Annotated in this window: 1 protein-coding gene; it reads left to right on the forward strand. The window is 55.2% G+C overall.

What is annotated here, in order from left to right; genetic code table 11:
* A partial coding sequence (locus LOC70_RS23435) for a GNAT family N-acetyltransferase (RefSeq protein WP_230256494.1) occupies nucleotides 1-554 on the forward strand: 554 nt, incomplete at its 5' end.
* Between the last annotated feature and the right edge of the window lie 33 nt (nucleotides 555-587).

The raw sequence follows: 587 nt of genomic DNA on the forward strand, positions 1-587 counted from the left end.
GCCGACGTTATCCGACTGAAATGCAACCGACCGCCACGAGTGTGCCAACATCAACCGGCAAGATCGTGCTCCGATCCTTGTCGAAGGAACTTGATACGGACACGTTTCGACGCCGATTGGTTGATTGCTGCAATGAGACAACGATCTACGACCGCCTATTCCGCTCCCGCCTATCATCTAATCGCTACTCGTTCGACGACGCTGCTGGATTCATACGCTGGGCCGACGACGGTTGGCGTACAGGAAGTCATTTTGTATTCGTCGCGCTGGATTCGGACGACTTACCCATTGCAAGCTGCGACATTAAGACGACGACACGAGTGCGGGATGAAATCGGCTATTGGCGGTCACGCCGCAGGATGGGTTGCATGACGGATATCGCCGATGCGATGATGCGGCTCGCTATTGCTGACGGGTTCCGAGAACTTTTCGCTCGAATACACCCTTCGAATCCCGGCTCAGCAGCCGTCGTCAAACGCCTCGGGTTCGAGCGGCATGGCAAAAAGGACGATTATATTCTCTACCGCTTCCTAAACCCGCAGGTCATTGGATAACCATTGCGTGCACACGGAGCGGTGGTGGAGACT

The sequence above is a fragment of the Rhodopirellula halodulae genome (assembly GCF_020966775.1).
Taxonomy (GTDB): domain Bacteria; phylum Planctomycetota; class Planctomycetia; order Pirellulales; family Pirellulaceae; genus Rhodopirellula; species Rhodopirellula halodulae.